Source organism: Hymenobacter aranciens, assembly GCF_030580865.1.
Taxonomy (GTDB): Bacteria; Bacteroidota; Bacteroidia; order Cytophagales; family Hymenobacteraceae; genus Hymenobacter; species Hymenobacter aranciens.
Genome location: NZ_JAUQSY010000018.1, coordinates 19,555 through 39,237 on the forward strand (window position 1 = coordinate 19,555; position 19,683 = coordinate 39,237).

Below are 19,683 nucleotides of genomic sequence, written 5' to 3' on the forward strand. Positions count from 1 at the left end.
ACTTTTACACTTCCGCCCCCTGGCCGGGCATTCTGCTTGCTTGTTTTCTATGATTCGTTCGCTATTCGTTACCCTGGGGGTGCTGGCCGCCGCCACGCTGCCCACCCGGGCTCAAACCACCAACTCGGGCACCGACAAATTTGCCCAGCTCGAAACCCTGCTGCCCACCCCCAACACCTACCGCACCGCCAGCGGCGCCCCCGGCCACCAGTACTGGCAGCAGCGCGCCGACTACGCCATCAAGGTGACGCTGGACGACGCCAAGCAGGCCATCAGCGGCAGCGAAACCATCACCTACACCAACCTCTCGCCCGACGTGCTGCCCTACCTCTGGGTGCAGCTCGACCAGAACATCCTGGACAAAAACTCGATGACCACCGCCACCCAGGTCATGCAGATTGAGGGCGGCAAGCTGCCCTTCCAGGCCGTGGAAAACCTGGTGGAGAAGAACTTCGACGGCGGCTTCAAAATCGAGGCCGTGACCAGCGCCAGCGGCCAGCCCCTGAAGTACACCATCAACCACACCATGATGCGCATCGACCTGCCCACGCCCCTGCGGCCCAAGCAGAAGGTGAGCTTCGGCGTGAAGTGGCGCTACAACATCAACGACCAACTGAAAAACGGCCAGCGCAGCGGCTACGAGTACTTCCCGGAAGACCAGAACTACCTTTATGAGATTGCGCAGTTTTACCCCCGCATGGCCGTGTACCACGATGCCAAGGGCTGGCAGCACAAGCAGTTTCTGGGTAACGGCGAGTTCACCCTGCCCTTCGGCGACTACAAAGTGAGCATCACCGCCCCCGCCGACCACGTAGTAGGCGCCACTGGCACCCTGCAGAACGCCAGCCAGGTGCTGACTTCCACCCAGATGAGCCGCCTCAACCAGGCCAAGAATGCGAAGAAGCCTATTCTCGTCGTGACACAGGACGAGGCCACGCGCAACGAAAGCAGCCGCGCCAAGGGCACCAAAACCTGGAATTTCGCTGCCAAAAACGTGCGCGACTTCGCCTGGGCCAGCTCGCGCAAGTTCATCTGGGATGCCATGCAGATTATGCAAAGCGGCAAGCCGGTCATGTGCATGAGCTACTACCCGAAGGAAGGCAACCCGCTGTGGGGCCAGTATTCGACCGAGGTGGTGGCCCACACCATCAAAACGTACTCGAAATTCACCATTCCCTATGCTTACCCGGTGGCTATTTCGGTGCACGGCCCGGTGGGCGGCATGGAGTACCCGATGATTTGCTTCAACGGCGGCCGCCCCGAGAAGGACGGCACCTACACCGCCGACCGGAAGTACGGGATGATTTCGGTGATTATTCACGAAGTGGGCCACAACTTCTTCCCGATGATTATCAACTCCGACGAGCGGCAGTGGACCTGGATGGACGAGGGCCTCAACACCTTCTGCCAATATTTGACGGAGCAGGAGTGGCAGCGCGATTACCCCAGCCGCCGCGGCGAGCCGAAGAACATCGTGGAGTACATGCGCACCGATAAGACCCTGCAGGTGCCGATTATGACCAACTCGGAGTCGCTGCTGCAGTTCGGCAACAACGCCTACGGCAAGCCCGCCACCGCCCTCAACATCCTGCGCGAAACGGTGATGGGCCGCGAGCTGTTCGACTACGCCTTCAAAACCTACGCCCAGCGCTGGGCCTACAAGCACCCCGAGCCCGCCGACTTTTTCCGCACCATGGAAGACGCCTCGGCCGTGGACCTCGACTGGTTCTGGCGCGGCTGGTTCTACACCACCGACCGCTGCGACCTCGCCCTCGACGGCGTGCGCTACTTCAACATCGACACCCGCAACCCCGGCGTAGAGAAAACCCGCCAGCAAAAGCAGCGCGCCGCCGAGCCCCAAACCCTCTCGCAGCAGCGCAACGCCCAGGAAATCAAGCAAACCCTGGTGGATGAAAAGCCCGAGCTCAAGGATTTCTACAACAGCTACGACCCCCTGGCCGTGACCGAGGCCGACAAGCAGCAGTACTTCGACTACCTCAAAACCCTGAGCCCCGCCCAGCAGCAGCGCCTCAGCGACAACCTGCACTTCTACGAGCTCAGCCTGCGCAACGTAGGCGGCCTGGTGATGCCCGTCGTCATCCAGCTGACGTACGACGACGGCACGCAGGAAGTCCAGAACATCCCGGCCGAAATCTGGCGCAAAAACAACGAGCAGGTGAGCAAAGTCCTCGTCACCAGCAAGCCCGTCATCAGCTTCGTACTCGACCCCTACCTCGAAACCGCCGACACCGACCTTGGCAACAACGCCTTTCCGCGCCAGCCCGCCCCCTCGCGCTTCGAGCTATTCGAACAGGGCCGCGCTGCCGGCAACAACGCCCGCCAGCCGCAGAACCCGATGCAGCAGCAGCGCAACGCCAGCCCCCTGCAAAAGCAGGAGCAGAAGCCGACAAAGTAGCCTGATAGCTAGCAAAATGAGAAAGCCCCGGCGAATTGTTTCGTCGGGGCTTTTTCGTGTTTATGAAAAAAAGAGCCTAAGAAGCATGAGCTTCGGATAGCTGCACCTCAGCAAGTTCCACCCGACCCGGGTACACCTTCAGCGCCTCTGCTAAACACACCATCGCCGCCTCCAAATCGCGCTGATTGAGCACGTATGCCAAGCGTACTTCCTGCTGCCCCAGCCCCGGCGTCTGGTAAAAGCCATTGGCCGGCGAAAGCATCAGCGTCTGGTTTTCGTGCGAAAACTCCTCCAGCAGCCACTGGCCGAAGAGCTGCGCATCGTCCACCGGCAGGCGGGCGATGACGTAGAACGCGCCGCCGGGCACCGGGCAGCTCACGCCGGGCATGGCCCGCAGGTGACGCACGGTAAGGTCGCGGCGGGCCTGGTACTCGGCCCGGGTTTCGTCGAAGTAGGAGGGGGGCAGCTCGGCGGCGGCTTCGCCCAGCAGCATGCCCAGGCCGGGCGGACTGATGCGCATCTGGGCGAAGCGGAAGGCGGCCGTCCACACCTGCTGGTTGCGCGTGACGAGCGCGCCGATGCGGGCTCCGCAGGCGCTGTAGCGCTTCGAAATGGTGTCCATCACCACCACATGCTGCTCGCTGCCGGGCAGGCTAAGGGCGCTGGTAGCGGTGGCCCCGTCGTAGCAGTATTCGCGGTAGGCTTCGTCCGAAAGCAGGTATAAATCATGCTTTTGGCAGAGGCCGAGCAGGGCTTCCAGCTCGTCGCGCCGGTACACGTAGCCGGTGGGGTTGCTGGGGCTGCAAAGCAGAATAGCCTTGGTGCGGGGGCTAATCACGGCCTCGAAATCAGCCAGCGGCGGCAGCGCAAAGCCGTCTTCGATATGCGCCGTCACGGTTACAATCTTCACCCCGGCCGCGATGGCGAAAGCCGTATAGGTGCCGTAAAACGGTTCGGCCACAATCAACTCATCCCCCGGGTTCAAACAGGTCAGGAAGGCAAACAGGATGGCTTCGCTGCCCGCCGTCGTCACCATAACATCCTCAAACTGCGCCGGAATGCCGGTCCGCTGGTAGTAAGCGGCCAGCTTGCGGCGGTAGCTCTCGGTGCCCGCCCCGTGGCTGTAGCCCAACACGCCAATGTGCGCCCGCTGCACGGCTTCGAGCAGCTGCGGGGGCGTCTGGATATCCGGTTGCCCGATGTTGAGGTGATAAACTGTTTTGCCCTGGGCCTTAGCGGCTTCGGCATAAGGGGCCAACTTCCGAAAGGGTGAAACCGGCATGGCTTGCCCGCGCTGCGATATTTCCAACATGCCCACAAAGTTACGGCGGGCAGGCGCTTACTACCGCCACAATTGATGCGGATAGAACAACAGGCTCACGGCCACCTTCAGGTTGCCTTCCCGAACATTTTCAACGTGAACATCGCCGCGCCGTCCATTGTCGGAGGTCCATGAAACGCCCGACGCAATCTGCACATACAAGAAATTACCCGCGCTTTTCGTCGCATTGAACCGGATAAAACCCATCGGCTCTACCCGCAACATCGAGCCTAAGCCAACCGGAATATCTCGATTGGTTAGTTCGTCGAATTGCACATCGGTGATGCGTAGCGCCCCACCACCGCCCAGCACCCGGCCTTGGTAGACAGCAAAGCCTTCGCCAAAAATAGTGTGATAACGAGCATCATAAATGCGCCATCGCTCATCAATGGTTAAGTCGGGGCCGAACCAACCGTTGCTGCCAACAAAGCCCCGGCGGTTGTGTGCCTGGCCATAGCCGCCCAAAATACCCACTACCAGATGCGGCTGGGGGCACCAGTAGCCACCCGCCGCCACCTCGTATTGCCGGATTCGGAAAAAGGTGGTATCCGTCGCCGTATCGCCCGGAAAGTTGTTGCGGAACCCGCCCGCCGCCCGCACCAGCACATGTTTCACGGGCGAATAGGTGACTGCTCCTTCCGCCCGAAAATTGGCGTTCAACGTGGCCGCTACTTCTACCTCGCCTTTGTCGCGGATATTAGGCGCAGCACACTGCATGGGCGCATACACGGTGCAACTGCCGAGGCCCAGCGCCACCAGAATAAGTAAAAGGTATTTCATCGGGTAGAAATAAGCCCGATAAAGCTAAGTACTTTAACTGAAAAAGCCTCCGCAGCAAGGGCTACGGAGGCTTTCTTAGCAAAGGAATTAAGCAAAGACTTACTTCGCGTAAGCCACGGCCCGCATTTCCCGAATCACGGTAATCTTAATCTGACCGGGATATTGCATCTCTTTCTCAATCTTCTGCGAGATTTCGTAGCTCAGCTCGCTGGCGCGCTCGTCGGTCACGTTCTCGGCGTCCACCATCACGCGCAGCTCGCGGCCGGCCTGGATGGCAAAACACTGATTGACACCCTTGAAGCCGTTGGCGGTTTCCTCCAGCTGTTTAAGGCGTTTGATGTAGCTCTCCATCATCTCGCGGCGGGCGCCGGGGCGCGAACCCGAAATGGCGTCGCAGGCCTGCACGAGCGGCGAAATCATGGCCGTCATCTCGATTTCGTCGTGGTGGGCGCCAATGGCATTCACTACGTCGGGGTGCTCCTTCCACTTCTTGGCCATTTCCATACCCAGGATGGCGTGGGGCAGCTCGGGCTCCTCGGTGCTCACCTTGCCGATGTCGTGCAGCAGGCCCGCGCGCTTGGCCTTCTTCACGTCGAGGCCCATCTCGGCGGCCATAGTGGCACAAAGGTTAGCCACTTCGCGGCTGTGCTGCAGCAGGTTCTGACCGTACGACGAGCGGAACCGCATGCGGCCCACCATCTTAATCAGCTCCGGATGCAGGCCGTGGATGCCGAGGTCAATGATGGTTTTTTCGCCGATTTCGACAATTTCTTCCTCGATTTTCTTGGTTGTTTTGGCCACGATTTCTTCCACGCGGGCCGGGTGAATACGGCCGTCCTTCACCAGCAAGTGCAGCGAGAGGCGGGCAATTTCGCGCCGCACCGGGTCGAAGCCCGAGATGATGATGGCCTCCGGCGTATCATCAACGATTATTTCGACACCCGTAGCGGCTTCCAGAGCGCGGATGTTCCGACCTTCGCGGCCGATAATCTTACCCTTAATATCGTCGCTCTCAATGTTGAACACCGATACGCAGTTTTCAATAGCGTGCTCCGAGGCGGTGCGCTGAATGGTTTCCAGCACAATCTTCTTGGCATCCTTAGTGGCCGTCAGTTTAGCCTGCGCCACCGTGTCTTTGATGTAGGAGCTGGCCTGAATCTGGGCCTCGTTTTTCAGCGAATCCACCAGCTGCTCGCGGGCCTCTTCGGCCGTGAGGTTGGCAACGGTTTCGAGCTGACGCTGCACGGCGTGAATCTGCGTTTCGGCCTCCAACTGCTTCTCTTCCAGCTCCGCCATTTTTTCCTCGTGGGCGAGGCGGCGCTGTTCGGCCTGGCTTTCCAGCTTGTCGCGCAGGGCTTGCGTGTCGGTCTGGTTTTTCTCGCGGGCGCGCTCCAGGTCAGTTTCCTTTTTCTGGAGCTGCTCCAGCTGGCGCTGGGTGGTGTCGGTGAGCAGCTTGATGCTGTGTTCCTGCTCGGCTACGCCTTGGCGGCGCTCGCTCAGCTCTTGGTCGAGGGCCTGCTTCAGGCGGCGGCTTTCCTGGTCAAACTCGTTGCGCAGGTTCTTGAACTTGTTTTTCGACTGTTCGAGCCGCTCGTCGGCCTGCTTGATTTTCTCGTCGCGCAGGCGGTTACCTTTTTCTTCTGCCTCACGCAGAATTTGTTGGGCGCGCGCTTCGGCCGCGCCTTCGTGGTCTTGCCGGGCTTTGCCGGCCAACTGTTTGCCGAGGAAGTAGCCGGCCGCCAGGGCCACCACTGCCGCGAGCAGACAGTATAAAATGATAGAGGACATTAAGATGGTTTTTTGAAATGAATTAAAAAACCACAGCGTCCGGAAACGTTTTCACTCCTGGTTTCGGCGGCGCGGCCGGTTGCCGCACCCGCCCGAAACCGGGCCAAAGAGTCTATATGCAGTGCGTCGGGCGGCTTACGCCACTCGTTGCACCACGCCTGCAAGCAGCCCGTCGAGGCGGGCCAGTCGCTCAGTCAGCGCCGCGTCGGTGCCGTCTTTTTCCATGCTTACCTTCAATTGGTCGGCCATCGTAGCGAGCGCCACCATAGCCAGAAGGTCCTGTTTGTCCTGAATGCCGTAGCCTTCCCGAAATTCGCGCAGCTTCTCGCCCAGCAGCCGTCCGGCCAGGCGCAGACGCTCCTCATCCTGCACGTCCACGCGCATGGGATAGTCGCGGTCAGCGATGCGAATCTTGATGGGTATCTCCGTCATTCAGTGATGAGTAGGGGTAATGTAGGTGAGATTTCTAGCTTATTCCCTCAAATAGGCAAGGCATTTATCCAGTTCGCGGATGTATTCGTTCAGGCGATGTTTAAGCTCGTTGGCGTGGGTGGGTTCCCCAGCTATGGTTTGGACAAGTTTAACAATATTTTCTTGGTTTTGGCGCTCTTTCAATTGCCGGTCCCGCTCGCGCACGTCGGCCCGTAGCTGCTGCACGGTGGTGGTGGCATCAGCCAGCTCCTCGCGCACCTGCTGATAGGCAGTTACTAAAGCAGTCACCTGCCGCTCCAGGCGGTCGAGTTGCGCAAGCTGTTGGGAGGAGGCCACGGGGAAAATATTTTTTGGGTGAAGGTAAGCAGAGCCGTCGGCAATTCACTCATCCGTCATTCGGGTGCCGTAATAGCGGCCGAAAAATGCCGACTGAATGAACTGCCAAGCGGTCCTTACTTCCGAATCAGCGCGCCGGCCTGCTTCTCGAACTGCCCAATCAGCTTCTGCATGGTTTGTTCAATAGCTTGCTCGCTCAGCGTTTGGGTGAAATCCTGCAGGGTGAAGCTCACCGAGTACGACTTCTTGCCTTCGCCCAGGTTCGGGCCTTCGTACACGTCGAACACGTTGATACTCTGCAGGAGTTTCTTCTCCGTGCGCCGGGCAATCTGCTGCAATTGGTCGAAAGTCACGGTTTTATCTACCACCAGCGACAAGTCGCGGCGCACCTCCGGGAACTTCGACAGCTCGCGGGCGGCCAGCGTGGGCTTGTACTTGCGCACCAGACCGTCCCAGTCCAGCTCGGCGTACCATACGGGCTGCGTCACATCCAACTGCTTCAGCACCGAGGGCGACACGGCCCCGAACTGCGCCAGCGGCTGATTATGCACCAGCAGCGCCAGCCCACCGGCCAGGTACGGGTGCTGCACCGGCTGCGAAGCCGCTCCGCCGAAGCCCAGCGCCGCCAGCACCTGTTGCACCGCGCCGGCCAGGTCGTGGAACGCCGCCTTCTCCGATTTCTGCTGCCAGGTTTCGCCGCTGGCGTTGCCGGTCAGGTAAATTACCAGCTTGTTCTTTTCCTGGTATTTGCCGTTCTCGTTCTGGTGGTAAGTTTTGCCGAATTCGTAGAGCTTCAGGTCGCGCTGCCGCCGGTTGATGTTGTGCCGAATGGTTTCTAGGCCTGAATACAGCAGCGTCGGTCGCATGATGTTCAGGTCGATGCTGTTGTAGTTCAGAATCCGCACCAGCGACGCGTCCTGTTCGCCATCTTTCTCGAAGTATTGCGAGTTGGTGAGCGAGTTGGTCAGGATTTCCGAATAGCCCTGCCCGCTGAGTAGCGCGGCAATTTTCACCCGCGTCACTTCCGGGTCAGGGTTTGGGAACTGGGCCAGATACGAGGCCGAATTATGCGGTTTCAGAGCCACGTTGTTGTAGCCGTAGATGCGCAGGATTTCCTCAATTACGTCGGCTTCGCGGGTCACGTCCACCTTGAAGGCAGGCACCGTGAGCAGCCACTCGTCACTGCTTTGCTCGGCAATGTCGATTTCCAGGTCCGTCAGAATCTGCCGGATGCGAGCGGGTTCGATGTGCTGGCCAATCAGCCGGTCCACCCGCGAGAGGCGCAGGCGCACCGTAGTGGGCGCGATGGGCGTGGGGTACACGTCCACCACCGGTGCGGCTATAGTAGCACCCGCCACTTCCTGCAGCAGCAGCGCCGCCCGCTGCAGCGCCACGGGCACCATGTTCGGGTCGGTGCCGCGCTCGAAGCGGAACGAAGCGTCGGTTTTCAGTTGGTGCGTCTGGGCAGTTTTGCGCACTACGGCGGGGCTGAAATAAGCGCTTTCGAGCAGCACGCGGGTGGTGCCCTCGCTTACGCCGGAGGTTTTGCCACCGAACACGCCCGCCAGGGCCAGCGGCTGGCCGTTGGCGTCGGTAATCACCAAATCCTCCGCTTTTAGGCTGCGCTCAAGGCCATCCAGCGTCACGAATTTCTCGTCGGCCGTGGCACGCTTCACGCGGATTTTATTGCCCGCAATCTGGTCGGCGTCGAAGGCGTGTAGCGGCTGGCCCAACTCGTGCAGTACGAAGTTGGTCACGTCCACCACGTTGTTGATGGGGGAGAGGCCGATGCTGCGCAGGCGGCGCTGCAGCCACTCGGGCGAAGCGCCTACCTGCACGTTTTCCAGCAGCAGGCCGGCGTAGCGCGGTGCGGCACCCTCATCCTCAATAACAACCTCAATGGCATTAGCTGGAGCCGCCGTGGGCGCAGTGAAGCCGCTCACCTCCGGCAAATGGCAGGGCTGCCCCAGCAGCGCCCGCAGCTCGCGGGCCACGCCGTAGTGCGAGGCGGCATCAGCCCGGTTGGGCGTAAGGCCGATTTCAAACACCGTATCGGAGCCCAGGCCGAAGTAGTCGGCGGCGGGTGTGCCGTTGGGCAAGTCGGTATCCAGCACCATGATGCCGGCGTGGGAGTTGCCCAGGCCGATTTCGTCCTCGGCGCAAATCATGCCCTCGGAGGCGGCGCCGCGAATCTTGGACTTCTTGATTTTGAAGGGCTCGCCGCTGCTGGGGTGGAGCGTGGCGCCTTCGAGGGCCACCACCACGCGCTGGCCGGCGGCTACGTTGGGGGCGCCGCACACAATCTGGCGCGGGGTGTCGTCGCCCACGTCCACGGTGGTCAGGCTGAGCTTGTCGGCGTCGGGGTGGCGCTCGCAGGTGAGCACCGTGCCCAGCACCACGCCGCGCAGGCCGCCGGGCGTGCCTTCCAGCTCCTCCAGGCTTTCTACTTCGAGGCCGGAGGCGGTGAGCAGCGCGCCAATGGCGGGCGCGGGTTGGTCGATAGAAATTAGGGTTTTAAGCCAATCGAATGAGATGCGCATAAGGTCGGAGGCCGGTTGGTAGCGGGCAGTTGCCCGTTAGTCGGCATTCCTGCAAAGGTACGGCGGCGCGGAACGACAAAAGACCGGCTATTGTCGTACATTAGCCCAATCCTAAATACTTGCTCTGATGACGAAACTACCTGAATTCGGCGAAGCCACCGTGCTGCGTGGTTCATTAGTGGAGGGCTTCAGCGATGAAGACTTTTTCCGCTTTTGCCAGGAAAATCCTGAGCTGCGCGTGGAGCGTAGCGCTGATAACGAAATAATTATTATGCCTCCGGCTGGGTTTGAATCAAGTTTTAGCAGTGGGCAAGCTTACACTGATTTATCAATCTGGCAGCGCCGTCTGCGCTTGGGCCGAGTATTAGAATCATCCGTCGGGTATACGTTGCCTGACGGTGCAGTGCTTTCGCCCGATGCCTCGTGGGTGAGTGCCGAACGGCTGGCCGCAGTGCCAGCAACCGAATTAAAGAAATTCCCACACCTCTGCCCTGATTTCGTTATTGAGGTTAAATCTCCCTCCGACCGCATCAAAACCCTACAGGCCAAAATGCAGCAGTGGTTGCGCAATGGCGTACGGTTGGGTTTTCTGATTGATAATGAAACGGAAACTGCTTACGTGTACCGGCCCGAACAAGCGTTTGAAACCGTTAAAGGATTTGACAATAAGCTGAGCGGCGGTGAGGTGCTGCCCGGTTTCGAGCTCGATTTGCGGGAATTGCGGCCTCAGTCGTGAAACGACTTTTCCCCGGCCGGAATAATTACCGATAAACGGTTTTCAGCCGGGGGCACCGGGCAGCTGTACTCATCATTATAAGCGCAATACGGATTGTAAGCCTGGTTGAAATCCAGCTCGATTTCACTAACGTCGGCTTTCGGGCGGGCTACGTCGAGGTAGCGGCCGCCGCCGTAGGTTTCGCGGCCGTTGCTGAGGTCGGTGAAGGGAATAAACAAGGTAGAATCGGCGCCGTTGGCTTTGCGGAACAGGGTCAGCTTCTGCGGCTCGTCCGCCAGCTCGAACGTGGCCAGGCCCCAGCGCAGATAGGGCACCGCCTCATTGGTAGAGGTTTGGATAATAACCGTATCGGGGTTGGGATTGCGAGTGATGGCGGCGGCAAAAGCGAATTCTGGCGCGGCCGGGTAATATTTCAGGCTGTCGAACCGGGCGCGCTGAGCGTCCGGAATGGGCGATTCCGGCGAGGTGCGGAACGCGGTGTTTTTCTCGCGGCGCAGCTTATTAATACTGGCCAAATAGACCGCAGATGAGGGAATTGCTTCCCGAATAAAATAAATTATAATGCCCAGTAAGGCAGCGACAAGCAGCAGTTTTTTCAACATAGACAGGGGGGCGCCAATGGTCGGGGGGCGCCGCTATTTTTTCCAGAGACAGTAAATCACGCCGTTTTTATCGTCGCTTATCAAAAGCGTGCGCGCATTCCATTGCAGCACATCGCAGGGGCGGCCGTAGCGCTGCGCCTCGGTGTTGCCCTGCAGGAAGCCGGTGAGCACGGGCACGTAGGTATCGCGGCCGGTTATCAGCACCACTTCGTTGCCGCGCTGCCGGCTGACGGTGGTGCTGCCGTGCAAAGCTACCAGCAGGTGCCGGTCGAGCAGCGTATCGGCATACTGCCGGAGGTAGCACAACCCCAGCGGGGCCGAGTGCGCCGCGAAACCGCACAAACCCGGCCGCTCCACCGAGGGCAAGGCCGTGCGGGCCGAGTCTTCGAAGTATTCGTCGGCCTTGATGCGCTGGCGCTGCTGGTAGAAGTAGGGCCAGCCGTAGTAGCCCCGGGGCCGGATGGTGGTCAGCACGTCCTGAGGGTCGTCGGGGCCCAGACCGTCGCGGCCCATGTTGGTGGCCCACAGGGTGCTGCCTACCCAGTGCAGGCCCACCGCGTTGCGCAGGCCGGTGGCGTAGAGCTGCGCCCCGCTGCCGTCGAGGTTCATTTGTACAATGCAGGCGCGAAACGCTTCCTTTTCCCGGCAGGCATTGCAGCTGCTGCCGATGCTGACGTACAGTTTGTTGTCATGAATAGTCAGGCTGCGCGTGAGGTGCCAGCCGCCGTACTTGTAGCTCAGCCCATAAGCCGGAAACCGGGCAATGACTTTGCCCGGACCAGTCGGCTGCAGGGAGCCGGGCACGTAGTCGAACATCGTTAGCTGGTGCGTTTCAGCCACGTAGAGGTAGCTTTTGCCGTTGGCGGTGTGAAATACAATCTGGTTCGGATTACGCAGATTCTCCATGAAAGGCAGCACCCGCGCAAAGCGGTGCTGGGCTTCGTCCCAGCCATCCAGTAGCAGCACCCGGCCCCGCGAGTTGTCCTCGCGGTTGTGCAGGTCGGTGACGAACAGCCGGCCGTCGGGCGCCCGGGCAAAAAAACGAGGTCGCTCCAGCCCCTGCGCGGCTACGCTCAAGTCGTGCCCCCGGGGGATTTGCAGCGTGAAAGACAGATTATTCTGCAGTTGCACCGGGACGGCCTGCAATGCCAGCTGGGCCCGGGCCGGCAACAAGCTCACCGCAGCCAACAGCAACGTAGTCAGCACACTTTTGACGGGCATTGGTAGTCGGAAGAACACGCTGAATGAGGCAGATAACCGGCGCCTAGAGCATGCCTTCGTCGGCGAAGCTGTAATAGCCGTTGTCAGTGTAAATCAAATGGTCGAGAATGGGCAAATCCAGAAACTGCCCGGCCGATTTCAGCTTTTTGGTCAGGGCAATGTCGGCGGCGCTGGGTTGGCGGTTGCCGCTGGGGTGATTGTGCACCAGAATGAGGCTGCTGGCGAGGTTTTCCAGGGCTTCTTTGAAAATCATCTTGGGGTCGGCCACGGTGCCGGCCACGCCTCCCTGGCTGATGGCGATTTTGCGCATCACTACGTTGGCCCGGTTCAGGATGACGACCCAGAATTCCTCGTGCGGTAAATCCATGAGGTGCGGGCGGATGGCATTGTAAATGTCCCGCGAACAGGTGATGGTAACTTTGGCGGGCGCGTCGGCCTCCTTGCGGCGGCGGCCCAGCTCCAGCGCGGCCACCACCGTAATAGCCTTAGCCTCGCCGATGCCGGGGTGACGGCAGAGCTGCTTCACGCTCTGGCGGGCCAGCTCGTTGAGGTCATTATCAACAGCTTTCAGCATGAGCATTCCCACATCCACGGCCGACAGCTTGGTGGTGCCGGAGCCGATGAGAATGGCCAGCAGCTCGGCATCGGAGAGGGCGGCGCGGCCCTTGGCCATGAGCTTTTCGCGGGGCCGGTCTTCCTCGGCCCAGCTTTTAATGCCGAAGGAGGTGGGTACGGAATAGGCGGGTTCTTCGGCCAGTTGGTCAGGTGAGTCCATGTGCTTTATGATTAAATGAGCCCGAAAGCTAAAGCAAAATCTGTCTCATTGCGTCTGGTGTGGCCGCCGGCTCGGCTTTAACTAAAAGCCGCCGGGCGCGTTTTACTTGCCATTATGCGAAATCCAGTGTTTTTGTGGGCCATTCTGGCCGTTGTGCTGCTAGCCGAAATTTATGGGTACTTCTCGGTGCGGACGCTCACGCAGCACGCCACGCCGGGCACGCGGCGGCTGTTATTGCTGGGCTACTGGGTGCTGACGGTGATAATGTGGGCGGTGGCCATCTGGGCCGGGGCCACGCGGCACAGCGGCAGTGCCATCACCAAGGGCTACCTGATGAGTTTGCCGCTACTGCTGGTGGCGGCCAAGCTGGTCATTCTCATTCCGCTGCTCTTTGAAGACCTGACGCGGCTGGGGCGCTGGAGCTACGGCTGGCTGTCGCGCCCGCCGGGCGGCGGGCCGGGTGTGCCTATTCCGCGCAGCGAGTTCTTTGCCAAGCTGGCGCTGGCGCTGGGTTCCATCCCGTTCATCGCCCTGCTGTGGGGCATGGTGAAGGGTGCCACCGACTACCAGGTACGCCGCGTGGTGCTGAAATACCCCAACCTGCCGGCGGCCTTCGACGGCTTCAAGCTGGTGCAGATTTCGGATTTGCACACCGGTAGCTTCACCTCCTCGGAGCCATTGGAGCGGGCCGTGGCCATGATTAACAAACAGGGCGCCGACCTTGTGGTAATGACTGGTGACCTGGTAAATAACCTCGCCACCGAAGTGGAGCCGCACATCCCCACGCTCCGCAAAATCCAGTCGAAGCTGCCCATCCTCTCCACCCTCGGCAACCACGATTATGCCGACTACGTGCAGTGGGAAAGCGTCGCCGAAAAGCAGGCCAACCTCGACCGCCTGATGCAGAACCACGCCAATATGGGCTGGACGCTGCTCAACGACGCCACCCGTTTCATCGAGCGCGGCGGCGAGCAGATTGCCATCCTGGGCATCCAGAACAGCAGCTCGCACGCCAACTTCCACACCTACGGCAACCTGCCCCGCGCCCATGCCGCCAGCGGCCGCGCCCCGTTCAAGATTCTGCTCTCGCACGACCCCTCGTACTGGGAAACCCACATCCTGAACTATCCCGACATCGACCTGACCCTGAGCGGCCACACCCACGGCATGCAGTTCGGTGTCAACCTGCAGTTCCTGAAATGGAGCCCGGTGCAATACGTGTACAAACAGTGGGCGGGCCTCTACGCGGCGGGCCGGCAGAAGCTGTATGTGAACGTGGGTCTGGGCTACCTGGGCTACCCGGGCCGGGTGGGTTTTCTGCCCGAAATCACGCTGTTTGAGCTACGGCGGGGGTAAAAAAACGGTGGAAAAAGCAGGAGGGTAACCACAGCTCAGCCATTGCCGTAAAGCGGCGGCAGGCTTGTATTAAAACCGCTTAATGCGAGCCATTTTATTCCCTTCTTTTCTTTCCCTAAAACACCCATGAAAAACTTCCTTGCTTTAGCTGTGGCCGCCACGGCTCTGTCGCTGGCTTCCTGTTCGCAGGAAAAAACCACCGAGGTAACCACCACCACGCCCGATGCCACCACCACGACCACCACTTCGGCCGCCGATATGGATGCTATGGTGGAGGCCCGCGCCCAGCGCATTGCCGATAAAATGGTGGCCGACATGAAAATCACCGACGAGGCCACGAAAACCAAAATCCGCACCATCTATGTGAACCGCGGCAAGCGTATGAACGAGATGCGCACCAAATACACCACCGACACCACTGGTATGGCTGCCGCTATGCGCGAAGCAGCGATGGAAACGGACACCGAATTCAAATCCGTCTTCACCGACCCCACGCAGTACCAGTCGTATGAGTCGAGCCGCTCGACCTACGACGAGAGCAACTACATGGACGATGCTGCCAACACCTCGTCATCGACGGACATGAGTAGCACCGATGCCAACAGCGGCACCATGACCACGACCACTGAAGAAACCACCACTTCGACCACCACCGACAACTCGGCCATGATGGCCGACGGCGGCAAGCTGAAAGCCAAAGACGCCGCTGGCAATAAGCTCAAAGTGAAAGAAGACGGCACGGTGAAAGTGAAAACTGCCGACGGCGACAAGAGCAAAATGAAATAACCAGGCACTGGCCGATGAAATCGGCAGCTTAGTCGTTTAGAGGCCCGCACTTGCAACGTGCGGGCCTTTTTTTGCCTCATTATTGAGCTACTTTGTGACCGGTTTGCGTTTAAGACGATTGATGCGTCAAGGTGTTTTGTTGAGTTATACTCTGAATTTTAACGGGCAACGCGCTGCCTTATTGCTTGTTGGGGCCTTGCTGAGCCTGCTGGCCCGGCCAGCCCAGGCCCAGACGCGCATCAGCGGCAACATCACCGAAGCCAGCTCGCGGTTGCCCATCCCCGGCGCCACGGTGCAGGTGCAGCGCACCAAGCGCGGCGTGGTGAGCGGCCCCACCGGCGAGTTTCTCATCGAAGCAGAGCGGACTGACACGCTACTCTTCCGCGCCCTCGGCTACAAAACCCTGCAGATGCCCTTGCGCGGCACCGCCCTTTCGCAGCTGGTGGTGCAAATCAAGCTGCAGCGCGACAGCGTGCAGCTAGGCGAAGTGCAGGTAACCGCCGACCGCCCCGACCGCGCCGTCATCAACCGGGCCCTGCGCAACATCAAGCGCCCCAAGCCGCCCGTGGTGAGCGGCGTGAAGCGCCCACCCAAGCCCAAACCGCTCTTTGCCGTCGATTCGGCGGCGCCCAAAAAGCCGGTGCCCACCATCGCCAGCCCCGTGAGCTTACTCTACGACCAGTTTTCGCGCGAAGGGAAGCAGCGCCGCAAGATGGAGGAAATCGAGGCCGCCGAGCGCGCCGAGAAAGCCCGGCAGGCCCGGGCCAAATATAATAAGGCCTTCAAGGATAACCGGGGCTATGACCGGTAAGAACAATTGGCAATGAGCGATTAACAATGAACAATTCTCCACTCGACGGGTGTGGCGAAACATTACTCATTGTTAATTGATAACTGCTAATTGAAGTTAGCCGTAAGCCCACGCATGAAAATCGGGTATCCCTGCGTGAACGAGGCGATGGACTGCACCGCCGCCTCCACCTTCCGGCTGGCTTTTTATTCTGAGGAGCGGCTCATTGCCAGCGTAGCCAATAACCTGGCCTGCGTGCGCCGCATGCTGGAGTGGAATGTCAGCCAGGGCTTACTGTTTTTTCGGATGGGCTCGGGCATTGTGCCTTTCGGTTCGCACGAAATCAACACCTTCCCCTGGCAGTCACATTTCAAAGCTGAGTTTAAGGCCCTGGGCGACTACATCAAGGCCAACAACCTGCGCGTCAGCTTCCACCCCGACCAGTTCGTAGTGCTGAACTCGCCCGACTCTGGCATCGTGCAGCGCAGCATTGCCGAGCTGGTGTATCAGGGCTCGATGTTCGATTTGATGGAGCTCGACAGCACGGCTAAGCTGCAGATTCACGTCGGCGGCTTGTACGGCGACCGTGACTTGGCCATCAGCCGCTTTGCCACCGTGCATGCTACGCTGCCCGAAGCGGTGAAAGTGCGGCTGGTAGTAGAGAACGACGACCGGCTGTTCAGCCTGCGCGACTGCCTGCGCCTGCACCAGCTCACTGGCGTACCCATCCTTTTCGACAATTTCCACCACGAGTGCCTCAACCACGGCGAGTCCATGACCGATGCCTTGCACCTGGCCGCCGGCACCTGGAACCTGGCCCACGACGGCGTGCCGATGATGGATTACAGCTCCCAGGCGCTCGGTGAGCGCAAGGGCAAGCACACTGATAAAATCGTAGAAGAATTATTCCGTGATTTTCTGGCCCAGCTGCAAGGACTGGACATGGACATCATGCTGGAAATAAAGAATAAGGAAGTCAGCGCCCTCCAAGCCGTCGCCATCCTGCGCGAGCTGGGCCTGGCTGCCTCCGCTCCCAATCTGCCCGTACCGCCGTTGAGCTTATCCGACGGTAAACCGAAAGCCAAACGGGTTGTAAAAGCCTCTGCCAATTAGCCCTTAACTCAAAAATACCATCTCCCATCTGTTAATCCACCCACCCCACCCCATGACCTCCGACCACCTCAACGCCACTATCGCCGCCCTCAAAAACGGCCTCACTAGCCTGCCCCTGGGCTCGGCTATGGACAACACCGAAACCTGGCAGCAGCAGTTTCTGCAAAGTGGTCTACCTGGCTTGCAGGATATTGCCCGCGAAATTGGTAACCTGCAGTCCCTGCTCACCAGTGGTGTGCTCAATGCTTCGGCCATTGGCCAGTCGCTAAGCATGCTGGGCGACCAAACCAGCCAGGTCAGCAATCAGGCCCCCGACGACCTCAAGAAAAGCCTGCGCGAGTTGGCCGACCTGCTCCGCCGCCACGGCGGCGACCTGCTGGCCCACGCCGGCAAAAAATAACGCCACTCTGAACGCAAAAGCGCCGCCTGAGCAATTGCTCAGGCGGCGCTTTTGATTGATAACAGGAGGTCTAACGGTTGTCTTGCGGCAGGCCGTTATTTTTGCCGCGTCGGTCGCGGCTGGGCACCACGTCAGTCGATTGGCGGCGGCCGCTCTGGCGGATAATGGGCTGCTCGCGCACATCAGGCACGGCCGTGGGCGACTGCTCCGGCGTGCCTGCCGGCATCCCGCTTTGGTCGGTGCTGATGCGGCTGGGTTGAGCGTCGCGGTTGGTGGGCGTGCGCTGCACCTCAGGCGGCCCCTGAATGGTGCTCTGGTTGAGAGCGGGGTTGACGGGCGGGATGTTAGTCTGGCCCTGACTACCGCCCCGCACGGGGGCCGAAGGGTCGAATGGTATCGACTGGGCCTGGGCGGCGGCGCTCAGCAGCAGCCCGGCTAGTAATGGAAGAAATTTCATGACAGGAAGAAGGAGGAAGGAGTGGAAACGAAAAAACCGGCTGCCTCACGAAGAAACAGCCGGTTTCCCAGAAGTTTAAAGGCAATGCGTTTACGCGTTTGCCTATGCCAGGGTTGGCATTTTACTTAGATTTCATTTTGCCTTTGCGGGCCTTGCGCTCAGCCTGCTTGGCGCTGCGCTCGGCGGCATTGTCGGCAGCCATAGTAGCCGGCGTGCCCGTGCCCGACGACAGCCGGTCGCGGTTGTTGCTGATATTCGCCCCATCGGGCGTGGTGGCAATCTTACCGTTTTCGGTAGTAGCGCGAGTGCCGGGCACGGTCGTCGGCGTGTTGGTAACGGAAGTGGGAGGCGCCGACTGTGGCGGCGAGGTTTGGGCGAAGGCGACGCTGCCGGTGCCCAGGGTGAGCAGCGCGGCCAGCAGGAAGGAAGACGATTTCATAACGGGAAGGGAAAGTGGACAGAAGAATGCAGCATGCTAGCCGCTGCCAGACTTTACGCGAACAGAAACAACTTGGTTGGTGAACGCCCTAAACCCAGTCTGATGCATACTACACTTTCGACTGCCGATACCGGGCGATAAGCTTACATAAATCGACCATTTCAGTCTGTGACAAAGTGCTTTTCGCGTAGTTAATAGCCATGCTTACAGACTGTATGTTCCCCAGTACATAACCCAAGCTCGGGTCAATACGGTCCAGCAAAGCGTTGCGAAACACATCATTGCGGCCAATGTATTCCGGATGTTGTAGCTCAATACCGGTAAAAGGGCAGTGGCCTTGCTGATGCTGCCATTGCGCTAATAAATCATCCAGACTAATAGTTGTTTCCTTGTCACGCCGTCGGCAGTGGCGTAAATGCTCCCGCAACCCGCTGTATTTGTCTTTCCTATTCGCAGCATGCTGTTTGATTGAATAGGCTGCCGGGTTTCCCGCCGGTGGCAGATTTCGTTGATTGCTCCGCCCAGCACAGGAACGTGAGCAGAACATGCGCCGCCCCAGCTTCAGGCTCCGTTGGTGCTCGGCCGGACGCATGTGGAAGATGTTTTGGCAATGCGTACACGCAACGCTAAGTGGTTGCTGCATTGTCAAAAATAAAACAAAAAAAGCTCATTGCCAAAGGCAATGAGCTTTCAAAGATGGTGGAGCTGCAGGGATTCGCTTTTTGTTGTATTCCAACGGTTTCCCGCTGGCATGGACTATCTCTTCTTCTGCCGGGGCAGAAGGCGGACGCTCTGGCCTGTTATGAAGGGCGCTGTAGCCCTCAGGTAGTCTCTGCACCTTCCCGTCGTGTACGACGGGCTTGGCTCAGGATTGGCATATCGGACACCGTGTCCGACGTAGCTTTCCCTGAATTCATCCGCTTTATTACCCCGCCGTCACCGGGGGGGAGGTCCGAATCTTGAACCCTGGTCCAGACAAGGAAGCCGTCGTGCTTTCTACGTGCGTATCTATGCTTGGATTGTCGGGGAACCCCGGGCGCACATCAGGCCTTTGGTGTTCCCGTATTGGCAGTTGGGTTTCGCCTGCGAGTCACCACTCCTCGCAGACTATCTTCTACTTACGACGCTCCGAACTCCCAGGTGTAAAAGCTTACCCAGGCGGAACGATGGCATTACCTAATTCTAAACTAGGCAGCCATGGCGTACGAATAGTCGCCGGTTGTTGTTTGGTAGATTTTTTAACGGGAGATTCCACCACCTCCCGGCACGCTTACCCGCGACATGCACAAGCTGTCAATTCCGGTCAGCCCCAAATGAGAAAGAACAAGTTCCGCCGGGTTTCCCAAGCGGGCCGCGAAGGTACGCGGGATTTAGGAAACGCAAGCGCCGGCCGGA

Annotated in this window: 19 protein-coding genes and 1 other RNA gene; 7 read left to right on the forward strand and 13 right to left on the reverse strand. The window is 59.5% G+C overall.

The window, feature by feature from the left end; genetic code table 11:
- Nucleotides 1-49: 49 nt before the first annotated feature.
- Nucleotides 50-2,416 (forward strand): M1 family aminopeptidase, encoded by a 2,367-nt coding sequence (locus Q5H93_RS21000; RefSeq protein ID WP_305008670.1) that lies wholly within the window; start codon nt 50-52, stop codon nt 2,414-2,416.
- A gap of 76 nt (nt 2,417-2,492) precedes the next feature.
- Here Q5H93_RS21000 and Q5H93_RS21005 read toward each other — a convergent pair whose 3' ends face one another.
- The 6 genes from Q5H93_RS21005 to pheT form a co-directional block, all read right to left on the reverse strand.
- Complete coding sequence (locus Q5H93_RS21005) at nt 2,493-3,728, reverse strand: pyridoxal phosphate-dependent aminotransferase (RefSeq protein ID WP_305008671.1); 1,236 nt, start codon at nt 3,726-3,728, stop codon at nt 2,493-2,495.
- A gap of 30 nt (nt 3,729-3,758) precedes the next feature.
- Entirely contained in the window at nt 3,759-4,517 is a 759-nt protein-coding gene (locus Q5H93_RS21010) for a hypothetical protein (RefSeq protein ID WP_305008672.1), read from the reverse strand.
- Nucleotides 4,518-4,616: 99 nt separating this feature from the next.
- Nucleotides 4,617-6,305 (reverse strand): ribonuclease Y, encoded by a 1,689-nt coding sequence (rny, locus tag Q5H93_RS21015; protein WP_305008673.1) that lies wholly within the window; start codon nt 6,303-6,305, stop codon nt 4,617-4,619.
- Between the two features lie 135 nt (nt 6,306-6,440).
- Entirely contained in the window at nt 6,441-6,737 is a 297-nt protein-coding gene (locus tag Q5H93_RS21020) for a cell division protein ZapA (protein WP_305008674.1), read from the reverse strand.
- 39 nt (nt 6,738-6,776) lie between these two features.
- Nucleotides 6,777-7,073, reverse strand: coding sequence for a hypothetical protein (locus Q5H93_RS21025; protein WP_305008675.1), 297 nt, complete (start codon nt 7,071-7,073; stop codon nt 6,777-6,779).
- A 116-nt stretch (nt 7,074-7,189) separates the two neighbouring features.
- Nucleotides 7,190-9,613 carry a phenylalanine--tRNA ligase subunit beta gene (pheT, locus tag Q5H93_RS21030; RefSeq protein WP_305008676.1) on the reverse strand — a complete coding sequence of 808 codons (2,424 nt, stop codon included), beginning with the start codon at nt 9,611-9,613 and terminating at the stop codon, nt 7,190-7,192.
- 127 nt (nt 9,614-9,740) lie between these two features.
- On the opposite strand from pheT, the gene Q5H93_RS21035 reads away from it, so the two are divergent.
- Entirely contained in the window at nt 9,741-10,349 is a 609-nt protein-coding gene (locus Q5H93_RS21035) for a Uma2 family endonuclease (RefSeq protein ID WP_305008677.1), read from the forward strand.
- On the opposite strand, the gene Q5H93_RS21040 is transcribed toward Q5H93_RS21035, so the two are convergent.
- The 3 genes from Q5H93_RS21040 to radC form a co-directional block, all read right to left on the reverse strand.
- A complete protein-coding gene (locus Q5H93_RS21040) occupies nt 10,340-10,864 on the reverse strand; it encodes a DUF1684 domain-containing protein (protein WP_305008678.1) in 525 nt (174 codons plus the stop codon). The two genes, Q5H93_RS21035 and Q5H93_RS21040, sit on opposite strands and share 10 nt — an antisense overlap.
- Before the next feature lie 120 nt (nt 10,865-10,984).
- On the reverse strand, nt 10,985-12,172 hold the full coding sequence (locus Q5H93_RS21045) for a PQQ-dependent sugar dehydrogenase (RefSeq protein ID WP_305008679.1): 1,188 nt from the start codon (nt 12,170-12,172) through the stop codon (nt 10,985-10,987).
- 43 nt (nt 12,173-12,215) lie between these two features.
- Entirely contained in the window at nt 12,216-12,947 is a 732-nt protein-coding gene (gene radC, locus Q5H93_RS21050) for a RadC family protein (RefSeq protein WP_305008680.1), read from the reverse strand.
- 114 nt (nt 12,948-13,061) lie between these two features.
- Between radC and Q5H93_RS21055 the strand changes: the two genes are divergently transcribed.
- The 5 genes from Q5H93_RS21055 to Q5H93_RS21075 all read left to right on the forward strand — a co-directional run bounded on the left by Q5H93_RS21055 (nt 13,062) and on the right by Q5H93_RS21075 (nt 17,392).
- On the forward strand, nt 13,062-14,303 hold the full coding sequence (locus Q5H93_RS21055) for a metallophosphoesterase (RefSeq protein ID WP_305008681.1): 1,242 nt from the start codon (nt 13,062-13,064) through the stop codon (nt 14,301-14,303).
- Between the two features lie 126 nt (nt 14,304-14,429).
- The gene (locus Q5H93_RS21060; RefSeq protein WP_305008682.1) at nt 14,430-15,089 is read left to right on the forward strand and encodes a hypothetical protein; all 660 of its coding nucleotides are present in this window, start codon (nt 14,430-14,432) and stop codon (nt 15,087-15,089) included.
- A gap of 196 nt (nt 15,090-15,285) precedes the next feature.
- Complete coding sequence (locus tag Q5H93_RS21065) at nt 15,286-15,900, forward strand: carboxypeptidase-like regulatory domain-containing protein (RefSeq protein WP_305008683.1); 615 nt, start codon at nt 15,286-15,288, stop codon at nt 15,898-15,900.
- A 114-nt stretch (nt 15,901-16,014) separates the two neighbouring features.
- On the forward strand, nt 16,015-16,992 hold the full coding sequence (gene uvsE / locus Q5H93_RS21070) for a UV DNA damage repair endonuclease UvsE (RefSeq protein ID WP_305008684.1): 978 nt from the start codon (nt 16,015-16,017) through the stop codon (nt 16,990-16,992).
- A gap of 52 nt (nt 16,993-17,044) precedes the next feature.
- Complete coding sequence (locus Q5H93_RS21075; protein WP_305008685.1) at nt 17,045-17,392, forward strand: hypothetical protein; 348 nt, start codon at nt 17,045-17,047, stop codon at nt 17,390-17,392.
- 70 nt (nt 17,393-17,462) lie between these two features.
- Here the strand turns inward: Q5H93_RS21075 and Q5H93_RS21080 are convergent, their stop codons facing one another.
- The 4 genes from Q5H93_RS21080 to ssrA form a co-directional block, all read right to left on the reverse strand.
- Complete coding sequence (locus Q5H93_RS21080; protein WP_305008686.1) at nt 17,463-17,849, reverse strand: hypothetical protein; 387 nt, start codon at nt 17,847-17,849, stop codon at nt 17,463-17,465.
- Between the two features lie 121 nt (nt 17,850-17,970).
- Nucleotides 17,971-18,288, reverse strand: a complete 318-nt coding sequence (locus Q5H93_RS21085; RefSeq protein WP_305008687.1) for a hypothetical protein — start codon at nt 18,286-18,288, stop codon at nt 17,971-17,973.
- Nucleotides 18,289-18,397: 109 nt separating this feature from the next.
- On the reverse strand, nt 18,398-18,931 hold the full coding sequence (locus Q5H93_RS21090) for a hypothetical protein (RefSeq protein ID WP_305008688.1): 534 nt from the start codon (nt 18,929-18,931) through the stop codon (nt 18,398-18,400).
- 299 nt (nt 18,932-19,230) lie between these two features.
- Nucleotides 19,231-19,599, reverse strand: a transfer-messenger RNA (tmRNA) gene (gene ssrA, locus Q5H93_RS21095).
- Nucleotides 19,600-19,683: the final 84 nt, after the last annotated feature.

Excerpts from the sequence above, each read along its gene's own strand:
- Q5H93_RS21000 (WP_305008670.1), top strand. The coding sequence starts at position 50 with ATGATTCGTTCGCTATTCGTTACCCTGGGGGTGCTGGCCGCCGCCACG.
- Q5H93_RS21005 (WP_305008671.1), bottom strand. The coding sequence starts at position 3,728 with ATGTTGGAAATATCGCAGCGCGGGCAAGCCATGCCGGTTTCACCCTTT.
- Q5H93_RS21010 (WP_305008672.1), bottom strand. The coding sequence starts at position 4,517 with ATGAAATACCTTTTACTTATTCTGGTGGCGCTGGGCCTCGGCAGTTGC.
- rny (WP_305008673.1), bottom strand. The coding sequence starts at position 6,305 with ATGTCCTCTATCATTTTATACTGTCTGCTCGCGGCAGTGGTGGCCCTG.
- Q5H93_RS21020 (WP_305008674.1), bottom strand. The coding sequence starts at position 6,737 with ATGACGGAGATACCCATCAAGATTCGCATCGCTGACCGCGACTATCCC.
- pheT (WP_305008676.1), bottom strand. The coding sequence starts at position 9,613 with ATGCGCATCTCATTCGATTGGCTTAAAACCCTAATTTCTATCGACCAA.
- Q5H93_RS21035 (WP_305008677.1), top strand. The coding sequence starts at position 9,741 with ATGACGAAACTACCTGAATTCGGCGAAGCCACCGTGCTGCGTGGTTCA.
- Q5H93_RS21045 (WP_305008679.1), bottom strand. The coding sequence starts at position 12,172 with ATGCCCGTCAAAAGTGTGCTGACTACGTTGCTGTTGGCTGCGGTGAGC.
- radC (WP_305008680.1), bottom strand. The coding sequence starts at position 12,947 with ATGGACTCACCTGACCAACTGGCCGAAGAACCCGCCTATTCCGTACCC.
- Q5H93_RS21055 (WP_305008681.1), top strand. The coding sequence starts at position 13,062 with ATGCGAAATCCAGTGTTTTTGTGGGCCATTCTGGCCGTTGTGCTGCTA.
- Q5H93_RS21060 (WP_305008682.1), top strand. The coding sequence starts at position 14,430 with ATGAAAAACTTCCTTGCTTTAGCTGTGGCCGCCACGGCTCTGTCGCTG.
- uvsE (WP_305008684.1), top strand. The coding sequence starts at position 16,015 with ATGAAAATCGGGTATCCCTGCGTGAACGAGGCGATGGACTGCACCGCC.
- Q5H93_RS21075 (WP_305008685.1), top strand. The coding sequence starts at position 17,045 with ATGACCTCCGACCACCTCAACGCCACTATCGCCGCCCTCAAAAACGGC.
- Q5H93_RS21080 (WP_305008686.1), bottom strand. The coding sequence starts at position 17,849 with ATGAAATTTCTTCCATTACTAGCCGGGCTGCTGCTGAGCGCCGCCGCC.
- Q5H93_RS21085 (WP_305008687.1), bottom strand. The coding sequence starts at position 18,288 with ATGAAATCGTCTTCCTTCCTGCTGGCCGCGCTGCTCACCCTGGGCACC.
- Q5H93_RS21090 (WP_305008688.1), bottom strand. The coding sequence starts at position 18,931 with ATGCAGCAACCACTTAGCGTTGCGTGTACGCATTGCCAAAACATCTTC.